Origin of the sequence: Tropicibacter oceani (assembly GCF_029958925.1) — a bacterium.
Classification (GTDB): Bacteria; Pseudomonadota; Alphaproteobacteria; order Rhodobacterales; family Rhodobacteraceae; genus Pacificoceanicola; species Pacificoceanicola oceani.
In genome coordinates this window covers 1,110,106-1,126,704 of the sequence record NZ_CP124616.1, presented here as the reverse complement: position 1 = coordinate 1,126,704, position 16,599 = coordinate 1,110,106, and the positions used below count along the sequence as shown (strand labels likewise).

The window sequence follows — 16,599 nt, the reverse complement described above, 5'->3', positions numbered from 1 at the left end:
TGCGGGAAATGGCCGCGCGTGTTAGCGGTAACGCGAACTTGGACACGCCGCGCAGCACGCCGAGGCAAAAGGACCCGACATGAAAAGAGACCGTAACGTCAAGATCGTCGCAACGCTTGGGCCGGCCAGCTCGACCTATGAAATGATCCGTGCGCTGCACGAGGCGGGCGCCGATGTGTTCCGCCTGAACATGAGCCACGGCAAACACGAAGAGATTGCCGAAAAGCACAGCATCATCCGCCAGGTCGAAAAGGACCTGGACAGCCCGATCGCGATCCTGGCTGACCTTCAGGGGCCCAAGCTGCGCGTCGGCGAATTCGCCAAGGGCGAGGAAGAGCTGGAATGGGGCGAGACCTTCCGTCTTGACCTGGACCCGGCCCCCGGCACCCACAAGCGCGTGAACCTGCCCCACCCCGAGATTTTCGCCGCCCTCAAGGTTGGCGCGCATCTGCTGGTCAACGATGGCAAGATCCGCCTGCGGGTCGAGGAATGCGGCGAGGATTTCGCCAATTGCACCGTTGTCACCGGCGGCACCATTTCCAACCGCAAGGGCGTGAACGTGCCCGACGTGGTGCTGCCGCTGGCCGCCCTGTCGGAAAAGGACCGCAAGGATCTGGAATTCGTCTGTGCGCTTGGCGTTGACTGGCTGGCGCTGTCCTTTGTGCAGCGCCCCGCCGACGTCGAAGAGGCCCGCGCCCTGTGCAAGGGCCGCGCCGCGATCCTGTCCAAGATCGAAAAGCCCGCCGCCGTCGAAGCCTTCGACGATATCCTGGCGGTGTCCGACGGCATCATGGTGGCGCGTGGCGATCTGGGCGTGGAACTGCCGGTGCAGAACGTCCCGCCGATCCAGAAACGCCTTGTGCGCAAATGCCGTTCGGCGGCCAAACCGGTCATCGTGGCGACCCAGATGCTGGAATCGATGATCGAATCGCCGATGCCGACCCGCGCCGAGGTGTCGGACGTGGCCACCGCCATCTACGAAGGCACCGATGCGATTATGCTGTCGGCCGAATCCGCCGCCGGTCAGTACCCGGTCGAGGCTGTGACGACGATGAACAACGTCGCCATCGAGGTCGAAAGCGACGAAACCTACCGCGAGATCATCGAAGCCTCGCGCCATGCCAAGCGCAGCACCGTGGCCGACGGCATCGTTGCCGCCGCCCGCGAGATCGCCGAGACCGCGAACATCAAGACGATCTGCTGCTTTACCTCGTCGGGGACCACGGCGGCGCTGGTGGCACGCGAACGCCCGCGCGTTCCGATCATCGCCATGACCTCGCTGCGCGGCACCGCGCGCCGGCTGTCGCTGCACTGGGGCACCAACTGCGTCATGACCGGCGAGCTTGAGCGCTTCAAGCAGGCAGTGGTCAACGCCGCACGGGCCGCACGGGCGCAGGGCTATGCCGGCGAGAACGACCAGATCGTCGTGACCGCGGGCGTGCCCTTCAACGTGCCGGGCAGCACCAACATCCTGCGTGTCGCCCCCTGCGACGAACGTTTGATCTATAGCACCGATCCGGAGTAACCTGTCGTTAACCTTTGACAGGAGCATCGGATGGATCCCGATACGACTTTGGTGGTCGGCATGGTCATGGCCGTGCTGGCCATCCCCGCCATCGTGTCGGCGTTGTCCGATGGCCGCGCCCCGCGGGTAGCCGCCATCATGGCGATTCTGGCCGGGGGGCTGATGGTCTATGCCATCAATGAAAAAGAGGGCGGATACCGGATCAAGGACGTCCCCGACGTGGTTTATCACGTGATCGGCGATTTCCTCTGACAGGCGGTGTTTTCCGCGGTCCGACCCCCCTTGCCAAACGCGCCGCAGCCTCCTATACGGCGCGTTCCAACCGTGCGTCCGGCCCAAGTGGCATGCCGAGTCGCGCGCTGTAGAAGGAGTACGAAATGCCCAAGATGAAGACGAAGTCGAGCGCGAAAAAGCGCTTCAAGGTCAGCGCCACCGGCAAGGTGATCGCAGGCCAGGCCGGCAAGCGCCACGGCATGATCAAGCGCCACAAGAAATTCATCCGCGATGCGCGCGGAACCACCGCTCTGTCCGCCCCTGACGCAAAGATCGTCAAGGGCTACATGCCCTACGACCGCTGATAGGAGGCTACCGATATGTCCCGAGTTAAAGGCGGAACCGTTACGCACGCGCGTCACAAGAAAGTCATCAAGGCAGCCAAAGGCTACTATGGCCGTCGCAAGAACACCTTCAAGGTGGCCGCACAGGCCGTCGACAAGGCGAACCAGTACGCAACCCGTGACCGCAAGAACCGCAAGCGCAACTTCCGCGCCCTGTGGATCCAGCGGATCAACGCGGCTGTCCGTGCCCATGACGAGGCACTGACATACTCCAAGTTCATCAACGGCCTGAACCTGGCCGGGATCGAAGTGGACCGCAAGGTTCTGGCCGATCTGGCCGTGCACGAACCCGAAGCCTTTGGCGCGATCGTCGCCCAGGCCAAAGGCGCACTGGCAGCCTGAAGCTGATCACATCGGGTGGCAACACCCAAGCGACCCCGCCCGGCCCCGCCGCGGCGGGGTTTTCTCTGTCCGGGCGAAAAGCCTGCGCCAAACGCAACGCGGGCAATCCAAAGGATCGCCCGCGCCGTCTGAACAAACGCCCCGCATCACTGGTCAGCGGACTATATCGGCAAAAAACGGTGCCTAGCTCAGAGAGTTGAGACCGAACAAATTGCCTTCGGTGTCCTGGCACAGGCTCACCCAGCCGAATTCGCCGATCGAGAACTTGGGCCTGATCACGACCCCTCCGGCCTTGGCAACGCGCGCCTCTTCGACGGCACAATCCTCGGCCATGAAATAGATGACGGTTCCGCCCTGCCCCGGCCCGGCATGCGGCGACTTGGTCAGCGCACCCGCCGCGCCATAGACGCCCATGTCGGCCGGAAAGCTCATCATCTGCGATTCGCCCGTGGGATCGCCCATCGGCGCCAGCTTGACCGCCAATACGGTTTGGTAAAATTCCACGGCCCGGTTCAAATCGTCCACGTAGATGTCGAACCATCCAACTGCGTTCATCCTGGTCATTTCAAACGTCCTTGTTCTGTCGCTATGTGCATGACCTAACAAGACGCTGCCGCGCTGTATTGTAGATTTCAGACATCGAACTTGCGGGTGTATTTTCCCGGCGTGTAGCCCGTGGCCTTTCGAAAGGAATGGATGAAGTGGGACTGATCCGCGTAGGACCAGGTGTCATTGCCGTTCAGGGCCTGCTGCAGGCGCAGCACCTTGAGGAAATCATGCGGCGCAAAGCCCGTGGTGCGTTTCAGCGTGCGCTGCAGCTGTCGCGCCGATATCCCGGCGGCCTCGGCCATGTCGGCCACCGACACGATGTCATCAAGGTGCTGGAATATCTTTTCGGTCACCGGGTTCGGCGCCAGGAATTTCTGGTCGACCAGCCATTCGACCAGCCGGATCAGGATCGGCATCTGGTCGGCAAAGGCACGGCCCGCTAGCTGACGGTTCACGTCAAGCAATGGCAGATCGCCCTGATACGGCTGGTCGATGACGCCATGGCAGATCGGTTCGCGGCTGTCCTGCCAGACGCCGGGCAAAAACCGGATGTTCACAAAGTGAAAGCTGCGCCCAAGGTTGAATTCTTCTGACGTGGCGCGCAGTTTCGACACCCCGGTGATGCCCCGGTTGTCCTGGTCAAAGACGATATAGGCACAGGCATCGGGCAGGGCGTGAAACCGGTAGTCCTGCGGCAGCGCGTGCTCCGTCTTCAGTTCCAGAAATCGGTGCACCAATCCGCGCAGATGGCTTGGCGGCTCGACCTCGACGAACTGCACGGCGTCGACGGCCTTGTCCTTGCCGTTGCCCTTCGGGTCATACAGATCCGTCTTGCCGCTCATGTCCCACCATCCCGTCCAAAGCCGTTTTTCTACGGGCTTTTGAAGCGCTTGGGAACCCTCGTGCCAGGGGCGGAGCCCCGCCTTTCGGCAGGGCAATACCGCCCCGGGGACCGGCCTAGCGCAGCTTGGCCAGTTCCGGGTCGATATAGAACATCGAGTTGGGAAGATTGGCCTTTTCCAGCCCGCCCAGAACCACCGTCGTCTGGTTGCCGTCGCCGTCGGTGATGATCCACTGACGCAACTCCACCGGGTTGGCGGTGAATTTCAGCTGGATACTGCCATACTCGGGGCGCTTGGGGTCCTGTGCCGTCACCACGGTCGCGGTGCCGTCATAGCTGTGGTTCTTGACCATGCCCGCCTGCGCAAGGTTCACGTTGCGATCCAGGATGATCGACAGCGGCGTCTGGTTCAGCGGATAGGTTTCCGGCTGGGCGTTCAGCTTGCGATCCAGGATATAGACCGACCCGGCCGAGGCCAGCACCAGCGCCCGTTCCGGCGGGTTATAGTCAAAACGCACCTTGCCGGGGCGCTTGATCGCGATCTGCCCGGTGGAAATGGTGCCATCACTGTTGATCTGGGTGAACGCCCCTTGCGCCGCCTGAATCGTGTTCAGGTAGCGCGAGATTTCGTTCAACGACAACTGCTGCGCCTGCGCGGGCATGGCCAGCGTGATCAGCGTGGCAAAAGCGATAAGAATACGGATCATCAAGCTTCCTTCCTGCTCGGGATGTCCCCTACTTGGCATTTTCGCGCCGGTTATGCGATAGCGCGGGAGGTAAACAAGATATCATCGGCAAGGTTCCCCGTTTCAAGGGGAATGGCCCTGCCGCACCATCAAGCGAAAGTCCATGGTAGAGGCTTTGACCAAAGCACAACAGACCCTGACCGCGCTGGTGCTTGAGGACCAGTTGCAGCGGTTGGTGGACTGCACGCGCGCGGGCACCCCGCTTGCGGTGTACGAAAACCTGCTGTCCTATCCGCAAGACACCTATGACTGGCTGATCGCGCTCGGGCTGCTGCCCGCCACCGCTGGCAAGACGCCAAACGCCCTTTCGCTGCCCACCAACAAGGCGGACAAGCTGCTGAAACCCGCCGATCAGATCAGGGCGCTGGCGCTGGGCCCGCAGGATTACCAGCGTGCCGTGGCCACCTTGTTCAAGGCAAGGCTGTTCTGGCGCAAAGGGCTGAAATTCCACCCCACCGAAATGATCCCGGACCCCGAGGGCGCGGCGCTGTTCAAACTGCTGGCAGATTGCGGGCTGCTGCGGAAACAGGGCAAAGTCTGGGTCTGGACCGAAGGCACCAAGCCCCGGCTTGGCCCTATCCCGCCGCCCAGACCGCCACAGCCCCCTACGCGGGCGCCGGTGGTCTACGACAGCCTGACGCCGATGCTGAAACTGCGGTTCCGGCTCGCACTGTGGATGGGCGGCTTGCAAGGGCTGGCGCGGGCCATCCGGCGGCACAGGCGCAACGGCGCTTGGCACATGAAGGGCAACGGGTTTTACGCCCTTGATCCGGGTGACATCAGCGATCTGGACCTTGCGCGCCTTGTCATCATGCTGGGCTACAAGAAACCGCACTGACAAAAAGGGGCGCAGCCCCGGCCGCGCCCCATGTCACTGTCCTGTCCCGGTTTACTGCTGTTCGGGCACCAGGATTTCGCGCTTGCCGACGTGGTTGGCCGAACTGACGACCATCTCGTCCTCCATCTGTTCGACAAGGCGCGCGGCCTTGTTGTACCCGATGCCCAGCTTGCGCTGGATGTAGGATGTGGAACACTTGCGGTCCTTGATGACGATGGCAACGGCCTGATCGTACAGCGCATCCTCGCCGCCGGTGTTGCCGCCGGTGTTCAGGCCCAGCACCGCGTCGATATTGTCGGCCTTTTCGTCGTCCGGCCCCTGCACCACGCCCGAAACATATTCCGGCGGACCAAAGGCCTTGAGGTGGTTGACGATCTCCTCGACCTCTTCGTCGCTGACAAAGGGGCCGTGGCAGCGGGTGATTTTCGATCCACCCGCCATGTACAGCATGTCGCCCATGCCCAGCAGCTGTTCGGCGCCCATTTCACCCAGGATGGTCCGGCTGTCGATCTTGGACGTCACCTGGAACGAAATCCGGGTGGGGAAGTTCGCCTTGATCGTGCCGGTGATCACATCGACCGAAGGCCGCTGCGTCGCCATGACCAAGTGAATCCCCGAGGCCCGCGCCATCTGCGCCAGACGCTGGATGCAGGCTTCGATTTCCTTGCCCGCCACCATCATCAGGTCGGCCATCTCGTCGACGATCACGACGATATAAGGCATCTTCTTGGGCTCGAATTCATCTGTCTCGAACACCGGTTCGCCAGTTTCGTCGTCAAACCCGGTCTGCACCGTGCGGCTGAACATCTCGCCCTTTTTCAGCGCATCGGCGACGCGGCTGTTATAGCCGTCGATGTTGCGCACGCCCATCTTGGACATCTTGCGATAGCGGTCTTCCATTTCCCCCACGACCCATTTCAGGGCGACAACCGCCTTTTTCGGGTCGGTCACGACGGGGGACAACAGGTGCGGAATGCCGTCATAGACCGACAGTTCCAGCATCTTTGGGTCGATCATCACAAGGCGCAGTTCCTCGGGCGACAGCTTGTACAGCAGGCTCAGGATCATGGTGTTGATGGCCACCGATTTACCCGAGCCGGTGGTCCCCGCGATCAGAAGGTGGGGCATCTTGGCCAGGTTGGCCACCACGGGTTCGCCGCCGATGTCCTTGCCCAGCGCCAGCGGCAGGGCGTGCTTGCCGTCACCGTAATCGCGCCCAGCCAGGATTTCGCGGAACGACACCATTTCGCGGTTGTCATTGGGCAGTTCGATCCCGATCACGCTGCGCCCCGGAACGGTGGACACGCGCGCCGACAGCGCCGACATGGACCGCGCGATATCGTCGGCCAGACCGATCACGCGGCTGGCCTTGAGACCCGGCGCAGGCTCCAGTTCGTACATGGTGACGACGGGGCCGGGGCGGACCGAAACGATTTCGCCCTTCACGCCGTAATCATCCAGAACCGATTCGAGCATGCGGGCGTTTTCCTCAAGCGCCTCGTCCGACAGAACGTGGCGTTCGATCTGGTCGGGCGGCATCAACAGGCCCAGCGGAGGCAGCTCGTAATCGCTGTGCCGTTCCTCGAACTTCAGCTGCGGCTGGGCCTCGGCCTGCGCGCGTTTCGACGGCTGGATCGGCTTGCGCACCGGCTGCTGCACGACCTTCTTGGGTTCGGGCATCGGCGGCACGGCGCTGCGCGCAGCGGGTTGGGGCGCGGCGGCATCGTCAAGGATCATCGCCTCGTCTTCGTCGTCCTCGTAGATATGGACGTCGTCGTCGCCATAGTCGTCAAAGTCGCGCATGTCGGCATAGGCGTCCACCATCGGCGCGGCGGCGGGCTGGGGCGCCTGCGGCACGGCGGTCGCCGCCGGAGCTTGCGGGTCGGCACGCGGGGCAACCGAAACCGAAGGCGCTTGCGGGATCGCGCCTGCGGCGGCCACGGTTCTGGCAACCGCGGCGGTCAGCGGCGGCTCGGCCGGGATCGCGGCCCGCGCCGCGCCGGTCAGGGGCGGTTCGGGCGGCAGGCCCGCACTGGTCGGGGCGGGTTTGAAGATCAGCGGCAGGGGACCATGCCCGCGCCCCTTGGTCAGCGGCTTGCTGGGGTCATGCGCGGGCTTGGTCGCGACCATCGGATCGTCGCGGCGGCGCGCCCGGATGACATCGGCGATCTTTGCCTTGACCCGGTCGGCCCCCGGCGCATCGACATCGTGATCGACAACCGTTTCGACCATTTCGGGTTCGGGCATCGCCTCGCCGCGCTTGATCAGCGCCGGCATCCGGGACAGGAAACTGGTCTTTTCCGGCGGCTCCGGCGCGTCCGCGACCTCTTCCAGGAAGGACGGCATCGGGCCCGTGGCCACGGCGGTTTCGGGGCGGCGCACGCGCGGCGCGGCGGGCATCGGCACGGCCTTTTGCGCGGCGGCCCATTCTGCGGCCTCGGCGGCCTCGGCCTGTTTGCGGGCGCGGCGCTCGGCATTGGCGCTTTGCATTTTCGAGGCGGCGCCCATGGCACCATTGGCGCTGCGACCCAGCACGGCCAGCAGGCTGGCATAGGCCATCACGACGCCCAGCATCAGGAACCGCGCCAGGCCTTTGATCTCGGTCCGGGTAAAGCCCAGCACAAAGGCGCCAAAGACCACGATGACGATGCCCAGCAGCAGCTGCACCAGCTTCAGCCCAAGGCCCGGATCAACCGGCAAAAGGTTCAGAAGCGAGCCCATCATCATGTCGCCGAACAGCCCGCCAAGGCCAAAGTTGTGGCTCCAACCGGTGCTTTCGTGCAGGCCCGAGGCATAGACCGAACACAGGGCAATCCAGATCGGGGCAAAGATCAGACGCGACAGCGCTCCGACTTCTTCGCGGTGCAGCGCAAGACGGCCGCCCCAGACCAGAAAGGTCAGCGCCACGGCCCAGCTGCCCCAGCCGATGATCATGAACAACGGCGCCGCGATCGACGCACCGATCCGCCCCATCCAGTTCTGCACCGGCGCATCCGTCGCCGTCATGAAGGACGGGTCCTCGGGCGTATATGACGCGATCATCGCCGCAGCCATCAGCCCGACGATCACCAGGGCAATCCCCAACAGTTCGCGGCCACGCTTTTCCAGCGTCATCGCGGTGTTTGTGTCGAACAAGGGGTCGCGCCCCCGTGTCTGATAAGATGCCATGCCTCGCCTCGTCTTCTTTTTACTTTTTATCGCCATACAGGCAGTCCCGGATCAGCGTCAGCCCGGCCTCGGTTTCGTCATGGGGGGCGACGATCGCCACCCTGACAAAGCCCTTGCCGGGATTGCCCTGCGCCGTGTCCTTGGACAGGTATTCGCCGGGCAGGACCCGAACACCGGTTTGCTGCCACAGCTTCAGGGTGGCCGCTTCGCCATCTTCGACAGGCAGCCACAGGAACATGCCCGCCCGCGGCGCCATGTAGCCCGGGACATTCCCGAAAATCCGGTCAGCCAGTTCGTATTTCGCAACGTACAGCGCGCGGTTTTGCACCACATGCGCCTCGTCCTGCCAAAGGGCGGCGCTGGCTGCCTGCAGCGGCAGCGGGATCGGCGCCCCGGAATAGGCGCGCAGTTGCTTCATCCGCGCAATGCTGCCCGGCCCGCCCGCGACAAAGCCGGATCGCAGCCCCGGCACGCTGGATCGTTTCGACAGCGAATGAAAGCTCACCACCCGCTCAGGATCGGCGCCCATGCGGCGCGCCACGGTCAGCACGCCGGTCGGCGGCGCATCGCGGTAGATCTCGGAATAGCATTCATCGGCCAGGATCTGGAAATCGTACCGTTCGGCCAGGTCGATCAAGGTTTCCCAATAGGCATCGTCGGCCATCACGCCCTGCGGGTTTGCGGGCGAACAGATATAGCACAGCGCGGCGCGCTTCAGCGTTTCCTCGGGCAGGGCGGCATAATCGGGCAGATGCCCGGTATCGCCCGTCGCCGGCACAAAGACCGGCTGCGCCCCGACCGAAATCGCCGAGATCATGTAAACCTGGTAGAACGGATTGGGCATCAGCACCGCCGGACGCTGGCCGTCCTTGGTTTCCGGGCACAGCGCCATGCCGGCGTTGTACAGGGCCTCTCGGGTGCCGTTCGCGGCCATGATCTGCGTGTCGGGGTCAAGGGCGACGTCAAAGCGCCGCTGCACCCAGCCCGCGATGGCGGCGCGCAGTTCCGGCGTGCCTTCGTTCGGCGGATAGCGGCCGAAATCGGCGGCATTGTCCGCGATGATCTGGCTGATCCACGCAGGAAACGGGTGCTTGGGTTCACCAATCGACATGTGCCGCACCGGCCCACCCGGTTCATGCACGTCCAAAAGGGCGCGCAAACGCGGGAACGCATAGGCCGGTAGGTTCGAGAACCGCTCGGGGAACATAGGATTTCGCTTTTTACTGCCTCGGACGGCGGGATCGTTGTCGCCCCGCTTTCTGGCAGGATACGGAATTTGAGGGGGTTCTGTCCAGAATCTTGCGGCCATGCCCCGGGCTTGTGGCGGGAATGTCGCATAACGGCTTCGGCGACTGCCCCCCTGCCCCGCCGGGACAGGGGCACTGCGCGCCGCCGCGCGGCGCAGAGGCCGCTGCCGGATTAGGCCAGCGCGGTTTCCACCGCCTTGGCCAGATGCAGCAGACGCTCTTCGGCCATCGGCGGCGCCATCAGGCTAAGACCACAGCTTTTGGTGCCGGTGGGCAGGGTGATGGCGCATCCGCCCATCAGGTTGCCGACCCGCGTGTTACGCAAAGTAATCAGGTTTTCAGTGACATAGTAGTCACCCTGCTGCATCAGCTTGTCCAGCTTGGGCGGCAGGTTGGGCGCCGTCGGACAAAGCACCGCGTCAAAGCCCGCGGTCTGCCTGGCCCAGTCTGCGCGCGCCGCCTCAAGCCTTTGCCATGCCGCAACGTAATCGGCGCCAGTGAACTGCGCCCCGGCGGCAAACCGGTCGCGGATCGGCCCGAACATCAGCTGCGGCTGGGCCTCGATGGCCTTGCCCCAGGTACCCCAGGCCTCGGTCGTATAAAGGATGGCGGCGTCCTTCATCGGGCCTTCGATCGCGGGGAAATCAAACGGGACAATCTCGGCCCCCGCCGCCCGCAGGCGGTCAAGCGTCTCGGCATGGGCGCGCGCCGGGGCGTCGCGCAGATCCTCCATCACGATGGTCTGAAGCACGGCAAAGCGGCGGCCCTTCAGACTGCCCTGCCCGCGCAGGTCGATGGGCGTGCGCCCCTCAAGCGCGGCCAGCATCAGCGCGGCATCCTCGACCGTGCGGCACAGCGGCCCCACCGTGTCGAACCGCGCCGCCAAGGGCACGACGCCTTTCAGGCTGATCCGTCCGGACGTGGTCTTGAGCCCCACCAGATCGTTCCAGACCGACGGAATGCGCACCGATCCGCCGGTGTCCGACCCGACCGCCGCCGCCGCCAGCCCAAAGGCAACCGAAGCCGCCGCCCCAGACGAAGACCCCCCCGCAACCGCGTCATGGTCGTTCACGCAAGGCGGGCTTTGCGTCACCGGGTTCAGGCCCAGCCCGGAAAAGGCAAGTTCCGACATATGCGTCTTGCCAAGACAGACCAGCCCCAGCGCGGTGGCGCTGCGCAACACCTCGGAGTCACGGTCCGGAATCCGCCCGCGCAACAGGTGCGATCCCGCCTCGGTCACCGTGCCTGCCGTGTCGAACAGGTCCTTCCAGCTGACCGGAATCCCGTCCAGCGGCGAAAGGCGCTGGCCATTGGCGGCGCGGACTTTGGCGGCTTCGGCCTCGGCCATGGCGCGCTGCGGTGTCAGGCGGGCATAGATGCGCGGCCCCATCGGATGGGCCTGGATCGCGTCCAGAAAATGTCTGGTCAGCGCAACCGGATCAATCTCGCCTGCGCCGATCCCCCGGCCCAGTTCCGACGCGCTCATCTTTGAATAGTCCATCCTGTGGCCCCCTGCCGTGTCACCCGAAAGGTAGCGGCAGCGCGGCGCATGGACAATCCCGATAAGGGGCGCATATTCAACCGCATGGATAGCGATCTGATCATTGTCGGCGGCGGTCTGAACGGCCCTGCCCTTGCCCTGGCCGCCGCTCAGGCGGGCCTGAGCTCCACCGTCATCGACGCCCTGCCTGTCGCCACCCGCGAAGCCGCAGAATTCGATGGCCGTTCCTACGCGTTGGCGTTGTCGTCGCAGCGAATGCTGGCGGCGCTGGGGCTGTGGGATGGACTGGCCGACCTGGCCCAGCCGATAAACGAAATCAAGGTCTCGGACGGCCGCGTCGGCGATGCCAGCGTGTTCCTTGGTCTGCATTTCGACAGCGCCGAGATCGAAGAGGCCCCGATGGGCTATATGGTCGAGGACCGGTATCTGCGCCGCGCGCTGCTGGACGCGATGGAGGCCAGCGACCACATCACCCACCTTTCCGGCGAAACCGTTGTTTCGCAACAGGTTGACCCGTCTTCCGTCACCGTGACGCTGGCCTCGGGGCGCGATCTGTCGGCGCGGCTTTTGGTCGGCGCCGATGGGCGCCAAAGCGGCACCTGCGCGCGCGCCGGGATCAGGCGCACGGGCTGGACCTATGGCCAGACCGCGCTGGTCTGCGCCATTGCCCATGAAAAGCCCCACGGCGGGGTCGCTCACCAGCTGTTCCTGCCGCCCGGACCGCTGGCCATCCTGCCGCTGAAAGGCAACCGCAGTTCGATCGTCTGGAGCGAGCGTGACGCCCAGGCCCGCGCCATCAACGCCCTGCCCGAGGCACAATACCTCGAAATCCTGCGCCCGCGGTTCGGCGATTTCCTTGGCGACATCAGCCTTGCCGGGGGGCGCTATACCTATCCGCTGAACCTGACGCTGGCCAATGCCTTTGTGTCGGACCGCATGGCGCTGGTCGGGGATGCAGCGCACGGCATGCACCCGATTGCCGGTCAGGGCCTGAACGCCGGGCTGCGCGACGTGGCGGCGCTGGCCCATGTCATCGCCCACGCCCAGCGCCGGGGCGAAGACTTCGCCAGCCCGCAGGTCCTTGCCCGCTACCAAAGCTGGCGACGCTGGGACACCGCATCGCTTGCGGCGGCGACGGACCTGTTCAACCGGCTGTTTTCCAACGACAACCCCCTGCTGCGCATCGGGCGGGATATCGGCATGGCGCTGGTCAATGCCGCCCCGGGCCTGCGCCGCAACTTCATCCGCGAAGCCGCAGGCCTGACCGGCGAGCTGCCCGACCTGATGCGCGGCTGACCCCCTTCCCCCCTTTCCCGCCGCATGGCACAAGGGCACAAAGCGAACGAAAAGGGGGGCAAGATGACCCGGAAATGTGCAATCGTCACCGGCGCGGCGCGCGGCATCGGTCTGGCCACGACAGACCTGTTTCTGGACAGGGGCTGGCAGGTGGCCATGGTCGACTGGGACCACGAGGAACTGACACAGGCCGCCGCGACCCGGTCCAACGTCCACGCCATCACCACGGACATCTCAAAACCCGACGAGATCGCGCAGATGGTGCAAGGCACGCTGGACTGGGCGGGCCGGATCGACAGCCTGATCAACAACGCGGGCATCGCCGAATTCGGCTCTATCACCGAATGCACCTATGACATGTGGCGCCGGGTCATGTCGGTCAACCTCGACGGTGTGTTCCTGTGCTCGCAAGCCTGCACCGAGGCGCTGAAACAGACGCAGGGCTCGATCGTCAACATCGCCTCGATCAGCGGGCTGCGCGCCTCGACGCTGCGGGTGGCCTATGGCACCTCAAAGGCGGCGGTGATCCAGTTGACCAAACAGTACGCGGCGGAACTGGGCGAATTCGGGATACGGGTGAACTGTGTCGCGCCCGGCCCGGTGCGCACGAAACTGGCGATGGCGGTGCATACGCAGGAAATCATCGACGCCTATCACGATGCCATCCCGCTGAACCGCTATGGCTCGGAACGCGAACTGGCCGAGGTGATCTGCTTTCTGGCCTCGGAACAGGCATCCTATGTCACCGGCCAGGTGGTCGCCGCGGACGGCGGCTTCGATTCGACCGGCGTGGGGCTTCCGGCGCTGCGCCGCCCGGCAGAGCGAGCGTAACGAAAAAGCGCCCCGCCCGACGTCCGGGCGAGGCGCTGACCCTTGCGGCAGGGCGGGGTCGATCCCGCCCTGCGATGTCTCACTTGATGCGCTGGCCATTGGCCAGAACGTGGCCCTGGTCATTGATCTCGATGGTCGACGTGGCCGTATCCGGCGCCTGGCCAGGCACGGTGAACATCGACAGCATCATGCGCGCACCCATGGCATCATTTTCGGACATCAGCCCCATGGCGATGATCTTGTCGATCAGCCCCTGCGCGCCGCTGACCGACAGGTTCAGCGTACCCTCGGGGCGCGGCAGGCCGTCAAAGCTTTGCGTGTCGGAGTTGTCAAAGGTAAAGGCCCCGTCGCCGGTGATCTTGCCGCCGGCCGCTTCGACCAGCAGACTGTTCAGCGTCACCGCGTTCAATTCACCCGGCACGACCTCTCCGGTTTCGAGTTTGGACATCGCCTCTTCGTCCATCAGGCTGATGAAGGGGGTGACCTTGGCGGTCAGATCCGCCGACACCGTAGCCGGATCGCGCGGCAGTACAGCCGCCGGATCAAAGATGTTCCAGATCATTTCCGAGGTCTTGAACCCGGCCAGCGTCAGGGCGATGGCGGCATCCTGCGGCTCTTCCGAGGCCTGAAGCGGCATCGAGAAGCTGAACTTCGTTTCCGCCATTTCGGCGTTGATCGGCAGCGGCAGCTCTGGCCCCGCCATGGCCAGCACCATGTCAGTATTGCCGACCTCATAGGTGATCTGGTCATCCGACATCGCGAATTTGAGCAGACCCGACCCGGTGGTCATCGTGCCGTTGGTCGTGCCATTGTCGGTCACCGCGAATTCCACGGCGCTGCCGGAATGCGTGATCTCGGCGGCGGCGGCAAAACCGCTCTGGAACAGCGTCATCGGGTCCGAAAAATCAAGCCCGTCCGGAATCAGGGTCTCGCCGCTCATCGCAACCCCCCCGAGCTTGACGTTGAACACGCCGCCATCATCGCTGCCCGGATCGTTGAAGGCCGCGTCGACAACCATGTCACTGGCCGCCATGGTCTGCGACACATTGCGAACGCCCGACATCATGACCGTCCGCGAATTGCCGGTCAGCCCCGTCAGGGTCATCATCACGCGCGCCATGTCGCGGGTGATTTCCTCGCCATCGATCATCAGCTTGGCCAGGGAAATCCCCAAGGCATCGGCGGTATAATCATAGGTCATGTCTTCGGGCGCGCCCGAAACCACCATCTGCAGCCCCGAATGGGTATAGTCCAGGACCATGTCCACAACGTCGCCTTCGATGTCCATCTTCATCGCGATGGGCATGCTTTCGGGAAAGCTCAGGGCAACGGTGCCATCGCCGCGATCCGTCAGAACCACCTGGTCCATCGCGAAACTGGCGCTGCCTTCGCCCTCGGGGATCGGCATGGTGATCACCACATCCGAAACCGTCAGCGCATCCCCGGACAGCGCCTCGGATCCCTCGACCGAATAGCCATAGCTTTCCATGTAGGTTTCCAGATCGTCCCAGACCTGCTGGGGGGTGACATCCGCAAGCGCCGGGCCCGCCATGGCGCAAAAGGCCAGGGCAGAGACTGATGTAAGCCGTTTCATGAATATCCTCATCGGTAGCGATTAAATGACTGTCCTCAGTGTCTGCCCGGACGACAAGCCGGTCAAGGGACTGGATTCCATACTATGTACGCTTTACCTAGATTGTAAGAGAGTGTCGGACCGGAAAGGGCCAAACCATGGATTTGACAGGAAAAACCGCACTGATCACCGGGGCAAGCCGCGGCATTGGCGCCGAAGCCGCCAAAATATTCGCCAAGGCCGGGGCCAAGGTGGCGCTGGTCGCGCGCGGGGCCGATGCCATCGCCGAACTGGCCGGAGAGATCGGCCCGAATGCCGTGGCCATCCCCTGCGACATCGCCCGTTACTGGGAAATGGAACAGGCAGTGGCGAACTGCCTCAGCGCCCATGGCTCGCTCGATATCCTTGTCAACAACGCCGGTGTCATCGAACCCATCGCCCACATGGCCGAGGCCGACCCCGACGCCTGGGGCGACGTCATCGACATCAACCTCAAGGGAGTCTTTCACGGCATGCGCGCGGCGCTGCCGGTGATGCTGGAACAGGGCGGCGGCACCATCCTGACCATCGGATCGGGCGCGGCGCATGGCCCGGTCGAAGGCTGGTCGCACTACTGTTCGTCCAAGGCCGGCGCGCTGATGTTGACCAAAATGGCCGACAAGGAATACCGCGATCAGGGCATCCGCGCGCTTTCCCTGTCGCCCGGCACCGTCGCCACCCAGATGCAGCGCGAAATCAAGGCTTCGGGGATCAACCCGGTGTCCAAACTCGACTGGTCCGACCACGTCCCGCCAGACTGGCCCGCCCGCACCCTGCTGTGGATGTGCGGGGCCGAGGCTGACGGCTTCATGGGCGACGAGGTTTCGCTGCGCGATCAGGCCATCCGGGCCAAGGTCGGTCTGGCGTGATCGAGCTGAGCAAGGAAGACAGCGGGCTGTGGATCGCCACGATCAACCGCCCCGACAAGGCCAATTCCCTGACGCCCGAGATGCTGGAACAGCTTTGCGTGATTGCCGAGGACGCGCGCAACGCGCGCGGTCTGGTGCTGACCGGCACGGGCAAGGTGTTTTCCGCCGGGGCCGATCTGGACGCGGCACGCGCCGGGCTGGCGACCTCGCCGCTGTGGGAACAGCTGTCAGGCGCGATTGCCCGCCTGCCCGGCATTACCATCTGCGCGCTGAACGGCACCGTCGCGGGCGGCGCCATGGGCATGTTTCTGGCCTGCGATCTGCGGATTTCCGTGCCGGGGGCCAAGCTGTTCTACCCGGTGATGAAGCTGGGCTTTCTGCCGCAGCCGTCTGATCCGGCACGCCTGCGCGCGCTTGTCGGCCCGGCGCGGGCCAAACGCATCCTGATGGCAGGGGAAAAGATCACCGTGGACGAGGCGCGGACATGGGGCCTGATCGACCGCATCGACGACGGCGACATTCTGGACACCGCGCGCGCGCTGGCGGCCGACACGCTGGCGGCCAGCCCGGACCACGCCGCCGCGATCAAGCGCCTGATCGGGTAACCCGGGGCGCGC

16 protein-coding genes are annotated in these 16,599 nt (G+C 64.4%); 9 read left to right on the top strand and 7 right to left on the bottom strand.

Features of this window, described 5'->3' with window-relative positions; genetic code table 11:
• The first annotated feature begins 79 nt into the window (after positions 1–79).
• The 4 genes from pyk to rplT all read left to right on the top strand — a co-directional run bounded on the left by pyk (position 80) and on the right by rplT (position 2,484).
• Positions 80–1,525, top strand: coding sequence for a pyruvate kinase (gene pyk, locus QF118_RS05410; RefSeq protein WP_282301624.1), 1,446 nt, complete (start codon positions 80–82; stop codon positions 1,523–1,525).
• 30 nt (positions 1,526–1,555) lie between these two features.
• Positions 1,556–1,777, top strand: coding sequence for a hypothetical protein (locus tag QF118_RS05405; protein WP_282301623.1), 222 nt, complete (start codon positions 1,556–1,558; stop codon positions 1,775–1,777).
• Positions 1,778–1,902: 125 nt separating this feature from the next.
• Entirely contained in the window at positions 1,903–2,103 is a 201-nt protein-coding gene (gene rpmI / locus QF118_RS05400; RefSeq protein WP_282301622.1) for a 50S ribosomal protein L35, read from the top strand.
• Between the two features lie 15 nt (positions 2,104–2,118).
• Positions 2,119–2,484: a 50S ribosomal protein L20 gene (rplT, locus tag QF118_RS05395; RefSeq protein ID WP_282301621.1), complete on the top strand. Its 366-nt coding sequence runs from the start codon at positions 2,119–2,121 to the stop codon at positions 2,482–2,484.
• 183 nt (positions 2,485–2,667) lie between these two features.
• Here the strand turns inward: rplT and QF118_RS05390 are convergent, their stop codons facing one another.
• The 3 genes from QF118_RS05390 to QF118_RS05380 form a co-directional block, all read right to left on the bottom strand.
• Entirely contained in the window at positions 2,668–3,039 is a 372-nt protein-coding gene (locus tag QF118_RS05390) for a VOC family protein (RefSeq protein ID WP_282301620.1), read from the bottom strand.
• A 77-nt stretch (positions 3,040–3,116) separates the two neighbouring features.
• Positions 3,117–3,875: a helix-turn-helix domain-containing protein gene (locus QF118_RS05385; RefSeq protein ID WP_282301619.1), complete on the bottom strand. Its 759-nt coding sequence runs from the start codon at positions 3,873–3,875 to the stop codon at positions 3,117–3,119.
• A gap of 115 nt (positions 3,876–3,990) precedes the next feature.
• Entirely contained in the window at positions 3,991–4,581 is a 591-nt protein-coding gene (locus QF118_RS05380) for a LolA family protein (protein WP_282301618.1), read from the bottom strand.
• A gap of 154 nt (positions 4,582–4,735) precedes the next feature.
• On the opposite strand from QF118_RS05380, the gene QF118_RS05375 reads away from it, so the two are divergent.
• Positions 4,736–5,458, top strand: coding sequence for a hypothetical protein (locus tag QF118_RS05375; RefSeq protein WP_282301617.1), 723 nt, complete (start codon positions 4,736–4,738; stop codon positions 5,456–5,458).
• 51 nt (positions 5,459–5,509) lie between these two features.
• On the opposite strand, the gene QF118_RS05370 is transcribed toward QF118_RS05375, so the two are convergent.
• From QF118_RS05370 to QF118_RS05360, 3 genes are all read right to left on the bottom strand, one after another.
• A complete protein-coding gene (locus tag QF118_RS05370; RefSeq protein ID WP_282301616.1) occupies positions 5,510–8,626 on the bottom strand; it encodes a DNA translocase FtsK in 3,117 nt (1,038 codons plus the stop codon).
• Between the two features lie 19 nt (positions 8,627–8,645).
• Complete coding sequence (locus QF118_RS05365; RefSeq protein WP_282301615.1) at positions 8,646–9,833, bottom strand: aminotransferase class I/II-fold pyridoxal phosphate-dependent enzyme; 1,188 nt, start codon at positions 9,831–9,833, stop codon at positions 8,646–8,648.
• Positions 9,834–10,045: 212 nt separating this feature from the next.
• A complete protein-coding gene (locus QF118_RS05360) occupies positions 10,046–11,374 on the bottom strand; it encodes an amidase (RefSeq protein ID WP_282301614.1) in 1,329 nt (442 codons plus the stop codon).
• Positions 11,375–11,422: 48 nt separating this feature from the next.
• On the opposite strand from QF118_RS05360, the gene QF118_RS05355 reads away from it, so the two are divergent.
• Together QF118_RS05355 and QF118_RS05350 are read left to right on the top strand one after the other, a co-directional pair.
• The gene (locus QF118_RS05355; RefSeq protein ID WP_282301613.1) at positions 11,423–12,670 is read left to right on the top strand and encodes a UbiH/UbiF/VisC/COQ6 family ubiquinone biosynthesis hydroxylase; all 1,248 of its coding nucleotides are present in this window, start codon (positions 11,423–11,425) and stop codon (positions 12,668–12,670) included.
• A gap of 63 nt (positions 12,671–12,733) precedes the next feature.
• The gene (locus QF118_RS05350; RefSeq protein ID WP_282301612.1) at positions 12,734–13,501 is read left to right on the top strand and encodes an SDR family NAD(P)-dependent oxidoreductase; all 768 of its coding nucleotides are present in this window, start codon (positions 12,734–12,736) and stop codon (positions 13,499–13,501) included.
• A 79-nt stretch (positions 13,502–13,580) separates the two neighbouring features.
• Here QF118_RS05350 and QF118_RS05345 read toward each other — a convergent pair whose 3' ends face one another.
• On the bottom strand, positions 13,581–15,095 hold the full coding sequence (locus QF118_RS05345; protein WP_282301611.1) for a DUF2125 domain-containing protein: 1,515 nt from the start codon (positions 15,093–15,095) through the stop codon (positions 13,581–13,583).
• A 137-nt stretch (positions 15,096–15,232) separates the two neighbouring features.
• Between QF118_RS05345 and QF118_RS05340 the strand changes: the two genes are divergently transcribed.
• Positions 15,233–15,982: an SDR family oxidoreductase gene (locus QF118_RS05340; RefSeq protein WP_282301610.1), complete on the top strand. Its 750-nt coding sequence runs from the start codon at positions 15,233–15,235 to the stop codon at positions 15,980–15,982.
• Positions 15,979–16,587: an enoyl-CoA hydratase/isomerase family protein gene (locus QF118_RS05335; RefSeq protein ID WP_282301609.1), complete on the top strand. Its 609-nt coding sequence runs from the start codon at positions 15,979–15,981 to the stop codon at positions 16,585–16,587. The genes QF118_RS05340 and QF118_RS05335 overlap by 4 nt, the downstream gene beginning before the upstream one ends.
• Positions 16,588–16,599: the final 12 nt, after the last annotated feature.